Annotated in this window: 4 protein-coding genes and 1 pseudogene; 4 read left to right on the top strand and 1 reads right to left on the bottom strand. The window is 43.3% G+C overall.

Translation table 11 applies throughout. The features are described from left to right. Together A1D16_RS01400 and A1D16_RS01395 are read left to right on the top strand one after the other, a co-directional pair. On the top strand, positions 1 to 1,210 hold a 1,210-nt coding region (locus tag A1D16_RS01400), incomplete at its 5' end, for an all-trans-retinol 13,14-reductase (protein WP_290707018.1). Continuing rightward, positions 1,197 to 2,864, top strand: coding sequence for a C45 family peptidase (locus A1D16_RS01395; protein WP_290707016.1), 1,668 nt, complete (start codon positions 1,197 to 1,199; stop codon positions 2,862 to 2,864). The genes A1D16_RS01400 and A1D16_RS01395, both read left to right, overlap by 14 nt. A 26-nt stretch (positions 2,865 to 2,890) precedes the next feature. On the opposite strand, the gene A1D16_RS01390 is transcribed toward A1D16_RS01395, so the two are convergent. After that, positions 2,891 to 3,799, bottom strand: a complete 909-nt coding sequence (locus A1D16_RS01390) for an AraC family transcriptional regulator (protein WP_290707014.1) — start codon at positions 3,797 to 3,799, stop codon at positions 2,891 to 2,893. A gap of 225 nt (positions 3,800 to 4,024) precedes the next feature. Here A1D16_RS01390 and A1D16_RS01385 point away from each other — a divergent pair, with 225 nt between their 5' ends. Both A1D16_RS01385 and A1D16_RS01380 read left to right on the top strand, forming a co-directional pair. Next, positions 4,025 to 7,075 (top strand): TonB-dependent receptor, encoded by a 3,051-nt coding sequence (locus tag A1D16_RS01385; protein WP_290707012.1) that lies wholly within the window; start codon positions 4,025 to 4,027, stop codon positions 7,073 to 7,075. A gap of 11 nt (positions 7,076 to 7,086) precedes the next feature. Next, positions 7,087 to 7,392, top strand: a pseudogene (locus tag A1D16_RS01380) (hypothetical protein); the annotation flags it as partial.

Below are 7,392 nucleotides of genomic sequence, written 5' to 3'. Positions count from 1 at the left end.
GGCACAAGGCTATGAAAACTTCAGCGATCAATTAAAAAAAGAGTTTCCGGAGGAAGCCGATGCAATTGATCGTTATTGTGAAGCCATCCGGTCTATCTGTGCAAGATTTCCGATGTACAACCTCAGAACCGGTGAAGGAATGCAGGAGAAGCTGGGTATAATGGAAATGGACACCCTGGGTTTTTTAGAGCAATTAACAGCCAACCGTCGTTTACAGGAAGTATTGGCAGGGAATAATTTTTTATATGCCGGCGAAGCCAATAAAACGCCCTTTTATGTACATGCGCTGGTGGTAAACAGCTATCTGGAAAGTGCCTGGAAAATGAAAGACGGAGGTTCGCAAATTACCCGGCACCTGGTTAAACTTATTCGGGCACAGGGCGGAGAGCTCTTCAACCATACCGAAGTGGTAAAGCTGGAGGGCAATGAAGAGGGGCTTACAGCGGCCCTCACCAGTAAGGGACAGCGGTTTAGCGGGCGTTCCTTTATTTCCAACCTGCATCCGAAACACACATTACGCATAACGGATAGCCCCTTTTTTCGAACGGCTTATCGCAGCAGGATTGCAAAACTAGAAAACACGGTATCCAGCTTCAGTATTCATGCGGTATTGAAGCCAGGCACCGTACCCTACCCCAATCATAATTATTACCTGCATAAAAAGGACGGCGTATGGTCGGCCGTTCATGCCGATCCCTTACTATGGCCCTTATCAGTAGGTGTATTTTTTACGAAAGACCGGAAAAATCCAGGTTTTGCAGAATCTATGAGCCTGCTTACCTATATGTCGGAAACAGCCTGCAGGCCCTGGAAAGAAAGCTTTAATACAGATAGCAGACCCTCTGACAGGGGACAAGGATACGAGGCATTTAAAGCAACCCACTCAGCGCAACTGCTGGAGCTGGTAGCACAGCGCTTTCCGGAACTTCCTGCCGCTATCCAGTCTTATACCAGCGCAACTCCCCTGTCTTTTCGGGACTATATTGGTACAGAAGATGGCAGCCTCTATGGTATTGCAAAAGACTATCGGAACCCCATGGGTACCTATCTGCCTACCCGCACAAAAGTGCCGAACCTATTTTTAACAGGGCAGAATATATTATTACACGGAATTTTGGGCGTTACCATTACGGCATTAACTACCTGTGCGGAGTTTATTCCGGTGGAAACCTTATTAGAAAAGATAAAACTGGCCAATGAAAACGAGTAACAGGCGTATCTGGAAATGGATTGGTGGCATCCTGGGAGTACCGGTTCTATTGTTATTGATCCTGTTCATTTACCTGGCTGTAGTTTCAAGGATAAGTCCTCCTGCAGTTGCAGACCATTCAGCAGACAACCTGCAACCTGTGGTGGTTTCCGATAGCTTTTATTACCTGAACAATAACTGGCTTCATTTATCGAAATCGGGCTTATTTGAACTATACACCGAAGGAAGCCCGTATGAAAGAGGGGTGATCAATGGCAAGTTGGCAAAAGAACTGGTACAACGCCAGGAAGACCACTTTAATGCACAGATCGAAAAGATGATTCCGTCTAAATTCTATCGTCATTTTTTAAAATATTTTATCGGGTTCTTCAATCGTAATTTACCCAGCCATATTTCCATGGAATACAAGCAGGAAATTTATGGCGTATCACAGGCCGCTGCTGACAAGTATAATTATATAGGAACCCCCTATCAACGTATTCTTAATTACCACGCAGCCCATGATATTGGCCACGCCTTGCAAACGATGGCACTGGTTGGCTGTACCTCTTTTGGTACATGGGGCGCCCACTCAAAAGACAGTGCCTTTATAATCGGACGCAATTTTGATTTTTATGTAGGCGACCGCTTTGCCGATGATAAAATAGTGGCATTTATGAAACCCGACAGCGGTTATGGATTTATGACGGTTACCTGGGGCGGCTTTACAGGCGCTGTATCGGGTATGAATGAAAAAGGGCTTACCGTTACCATCAATGCGGCTAAAACAGATTTACCACCCGGTTCTGCCACCCCTGTATCATTGGTAGCAAGAGAAATACTGCAATATGCGTCCACTATTGAAGAAGCCATTCGTATTGCGAACTCCCGCACCATGTTTGTTTCGGAATCTTTTTTGGTAGGATCTGCAGCCGACCAGAAAGCCGTTGTAATAGAAAAAACGCCCGATGCGCTGGATGTCTATGATCCGCAACAGAACTATATTATTTGTGCAAATCATTTCCAGGGCCCGAAATTGAGCAAACTGCCTTCTAACCAGGAACAGATTAAAGAAAGTGCATCTGCTTACAGGTACCAGCGTATGCAGGAACTGCTGGCAAAAGCACCTGCAAATACAGTTGAACAAACCATTGGAATTTTGCGCGATACAAGGGGCCTCCAGGGGGTGGATATAGGGCTGGGTAATGAGAAGGCGGTTAATCAACTTATTGCGCACCATTCCATCGTATTTGAGCCAAATCACCGGCGGGTATGGGTGTCTACTGCACCCTGGCAGGAAGGAAAGTTTGTCTGTTATGACCTGAATAAAGTACTTGCGCTGAGGGGCTTGAAAAAAGAACGCGAGATCATTGACACCAACTACACAATTGCGGCCGATACACTCTTGCAAACACCTGCTTTTCAACGGTTTCTCCAATTCAGGGCCTTTAAGCAACGCATTATAGATGGTGGTTATGTTGCGCCAGATAGCATCATTGCCAGTAATCCATCCTATTATCATGCCTATGTGCTGGCAGGTGATATGGCTGTTAAGCGGAATGAACAGGCTGCTGCTGTCAATTATTACCGGCAGGCACTTACCAAAGAAATTGCTACTGTAGCAGAACGTACAGCAGTGGAAAAGAAATTAAACGAACTAATCGGAAAAAAATAAAGCAGCCCTAAGCGCAGTAGCCCTGCTTATTGCAGATCCTGCTCCATCCCTGCATTTCTATATTCCTGCGATTGTTGGTATTTTTTTCGGTATTGTAACGGCGTAGTGCCTGAAATGGTTTTGAAGAATTTATTAAAATTAGTTAGGTTATTATAGCCACACTCGTAACAAACATCGGAAATCGTATACTGGTCGTTCTGTAAAAGTTTACAGGCATGTCCAATTCTTAATTCATTCAGGAAACTTATAAACGGTTTTTGTGTGCGGCTTTTAAAATACCTGGAAAAAGCAGAGGGTGTCATGGAACAGATCGAAGCCACTTCAGCTAAACTGATATCACGATTAAAGTGCTGAATAAGAAATTGGTATACAGCATTGATACGGGCGGTATCTTTTTTGTCGTGGTAGTTCCTGTAACGCACACTTGCTAAATATTCAAAGTCGGTTGAAACGGATAGTAATTCAATGATTTGAAGAAAACGGATTATTTTTTTCATACCGGTTTCTTCATTAATAGATTTAAAATAGTGGATGGCTTTTTGAAGCGTGGCACCATAAAATCGTAATCCACGAGATGAATTTTTGATCAGCGTTTGGGTAGAATTAATAATGCTTTCATCATCTGATAAATTTTGCAAAAGGTCGGCAGGAAAATAGATTACCGTGGATTTTACCCGTAAGCTATCGTTCTTTTTCAGAAACTGATCATCATTCTGCCAGATATGCGGCAGGTTGGGGCCCATTAAAACCAGGTCATTTTTTTCGAACTGTCCAACATGGTCTCCGATGATCCTTTTGCCAAAACTCTCTTCGATCCACACAAGCTCACACAACTGGTGAAAGTGAAAAGGAGTATTCAGAAAATATGCATCTACCCGCTTCAATTGGATGGTTCGCAGTCCTTTTAAGTCGATATCAATTAGTTGCGCTTTCATTACATGGAACTTGTTCTAACTATACAATGGGTGGTAGATCTAACAGGTTCTGGCAGTTACCCGGAGCCCGTTTTGCTCAACTAAAATAGGTCAAAAAATAAATAAATTGCCAGCTGTTTTATAAATACTTTGTTTTTTTTGTCAAAAAAGTTTAAAAAGTGGCCAAATAGCTTTTAGTTATGCCCATTGACCATTCCTAGTTTTATGGCATAAACTAAATTGCTTATGTCATTTCTAAAACGACTGCTGCTGCTATGGCTGCTAACACTTCCGACCATTATGTCGGTGGGCCAATCATCGGCTCTTCGGGGACGAGTAGTTGATTCAAAATCCGGACAGCCTTTACCAGGCGTTACGGTAACCCTTAAAGCAACTAACCAGTCTACCACCACTGATGATACTGGTCAGTTTTCAATTAGTTCCGGATCTGGAACAACGTTTCGAATTTCTGTTTCCTATGTAGGCTATTCTAGCCAGGAACTGTCTGTTAAACCCAACCAGGAAATTACCATTCAACTAATGGCTGCAGAAAATATGCAGGACGAGGTAGTTGTGGTAGCATATGGAAGTCAGAAAAAGACTTCGCTAACCTCTTCCGTTGCCACGGTAAATGCTAAAAAACTAACTGATGCGCCAACTGCAAATATCACCAACACGCTGGGGGGCAGGGCGCCCGGTATCCTGTTTAAACAGTCAAGTGGTGAACCGGGCTACGACGAAGCCACCATTCGGATACGCGGAATCGGTACTATTGGAAATGCCAACGCACTGATTATTATAGATGGGGTAGAGCGCCCGTTAAGTTCGGTAGATCCGCACGACATTGAAAGTTTTTCTATACTTAAAGATGCTGCTTCCGTTGCACCTTATGGTGTTCGTGGAGCAAACGGCATTGTACTGATTACAACAAAAAGAGGTACGGCTTCTGGTAAATTTTCGGTTAACTACGATGGAAAAACGGGCTGGTCAAGGCCGGTAACCCTGCCAAAAACCTTGTCTAGTTTTGAATGGGCTACGCTTAAGAACGAGGGTGCGCGCAACGAAGGTTTGTCAGAACCATATGATGCGGAAGACCTGCAAAAATTCAAAGATGGCTCCGACCCTGATTTTTATGCCAATGAAAACGGAGTAAAACGATTGCTGAAAACTGGTCGCCTTCATCAGCATAACCTATCCGTTACAGGTGGTAATAAAACCATTAATTTTTATGGCTCCGTAGGTTATGTTGATCAGACAGCTATGTGGGGAAGTGTGACCAATTTTAAAAGATATACCATCCGTTCCAACGTTGATTTCCGTATTTCTGAAAATACGAAAGCCGGCATCGATTATACCGGAATCTTCCGGGATGCTAAATATCCTGGTGCAGCAGGCGGACCAGGATTTATTTTATTTGGCCTATGGCGGCTGAACCCAACCAACCCGATTTTTTACCAGGATGGTAAACCGGCAGGTTATTTCGAACGCAATCCTTATCTCGATCTTTATGAAAGTGGCTATTTTAAAGAGGACGATTATTCTCAATACGTTACACTTAAACTTGAACAGAAAATTCCTTTTGTAAAAGGACTCGTTTTACGGGGAAATTTCTCAATAGATAAAACGGAAGAGCTGGATAAGCAATGGAGAACACCCTATACCTTTTATGAAATAAGACCAGGTACGCCGCCCACTTATATATCCGGTAAAGGGAATGTGCCAAAGCCCAGTCTGAGCGAACGGTATAACTCGTACCGCCGACTCAATACACAGGTAATGGTGGCATTCAACCGCGCTTTTAAAGAACATCAGGTAGATGTACTGGGCGTGTTTGAACCAAGGGTCGATAATTACAGAGACTTCGGAGCCGGACGCACCAACTATGAATTGTTTATCGACGAGTTATCCAACTCCGGAAACAGCAATGCGGCAGACAGAACCAATAGCGGCGGATCAAGCAAAATAACCCAGGTTGGGTACGTTTACAAAGCCGGGTATAATTTTGCGTCGAAGTATTTTTTTGAAGCAGCTGGTCGGTACGATGGCCAGTCTTATTTTTCACCTGTTGCGAAATATGCCTTTTTCCCAAGTTTCAGCGGCGCCTGGAGAGTTAGTGAAGAATCTTTTATGAAAAACTTTGCGGCAATCAGCAACCTGAAGATCAGGGGCTCCTGGGGTATTGTGGGGAACCTGGCAGATCAGTCATTTCAATACCTGCGGTTATATGGTCTTGGAAGCACCTACCTTTTTAATAATATAGCTAATGCCAGCGTATATGAAGTCAGAGAGCCAAGTCCGAGAATTACCTGGGAAAAAGCGATCAAAACAGATATCGGTTTTGAATTGTCTATGTGGGGTGGAAAGCTGAACCTCGAATTTGATTATTTCTCGGAGAAGAGAAATGACATGTTGATTGCTTCTACCGCTATATTACCAGCTGAATATGGTATCGGCATAGGGCAGGAAAACACGGGGAAAATGGAAAATAGGGGAATAGATTTTAAGATTTCAAGTTTTTACCCGGTGTCGAAACAGCTTAGTCTTTCCGGTGCGTTTAACTTCACATACGCAAAAAATAAAATAATAAACATTAATGAATCTGAATCCATCCGGGCTAATCCTAATCGTACCCAGATTGGTAAACCATTTAATCAGCCCTTTGGCTACCAGGCACTGGGTCTGTTCCAATCACAGGAGGAAATAGAAAAAACACCCTATACCGGATCGCTTGCCAATAAACCAAAGCCAGGCGATGTAAAGTATGCTGATATCAATAACGACGGTAAATTAAATGCCGATGATATTGTTCCTATCGGTAAACCGAATTTCCCGGAAATTATTTACGGATTTGAAGGGGGCATTGCTATTCAGAATCTAACAATTGATATGTTATGGCAGGGTGCTGCCAATGTAAATTATTACTTAAGCGGCTGGGCTGCCTTACCGTTCAACCAGTCTAATGGAACGGCCTTCCGCCACCATACAGATGTTTGGCGGCCCGATAATACCGGTGCGGAGTTTCCGCGTATCCTTACCAATCCAGGGGCCAATGCCTATAACAACTTCACTTCCAGTTTTTGGCAACGGAGTGGAAATTATCTCAGGCTAAAAACACTTTCAGTCGGATATAGCTTCCCCCGCTTAGTAAAAGGATTGAATAATCTGAAACTATATGCAGCAGGTCAGAACCTCCTGACCTTTACCAAAACGAAATATTGGGATCCCGAATCTCCCAATACCACCGATTATTATTACCAGGAAAGAGTGATTTCCGTTGGTGCAACTGTTAATTTTTAAAATCAGTGTATATGTTTTCAAAATTATGCGCTTATTCAATGAAACGGGTACTTGTCATTACCGTTGGAGCCGGTTTACTGATGAGTTCCTGTAATAAAGGATTCCTGGAGCCGGAAGTGAAAAATAATATCCTCGAAACGGATGTTTGGAATTCTTTTGAGAATGCTTCTCTTTTTCTGAATAATATCTATGTCGATCTTCCCACGGCTTTTCTGTTATTTGATGTAGATCCGTTTGATAACTGGACCGATAACCAATTTCCCACTTTTAACTGGGTAACTTCAAGGGGAGCCATTGCGCGTCGCGATTATACCCCC

It is taken from the genome of Flavihumibacter sp. CACIAM 22H1 (genome assembly GCF_001601815.1).
Classification (GTDB): Bacteria; Bacteroidota; Bacteroidia; order Chitinophagales; family Chitinophagaceae; genus Flavihumibacter.
Note: the sequence above shows the minus strand (reverse complement) of the source record. Positions and strands in the feature narration are given on the sequence as shown.

Excerpts from the sequence above, each read along its gene's own strand:
- A1D16_RS01390 (WP_290707014.1), bottom strand. The coding sequence starts at position 3,799 with ATGAAAGCGCAACTAATTGATATCGACTTAAAAGGACTGCGAACCATC.
- A1D16_RS01385 (WP_290707012.1), top strand. The coding sequence starts at position 4,025 with ATGTCATTTCTAAAACGACTGCTGCTGCTATGGCTGCTAACACTTCCG.
- A1D16_RS01395 (WP_290707016.1), top strand. The coding sequence starts at position 1,197 with ATGAAAACGAGTAACAGGCGTATCTGGAAATGGATTGGTGGCATCCTG.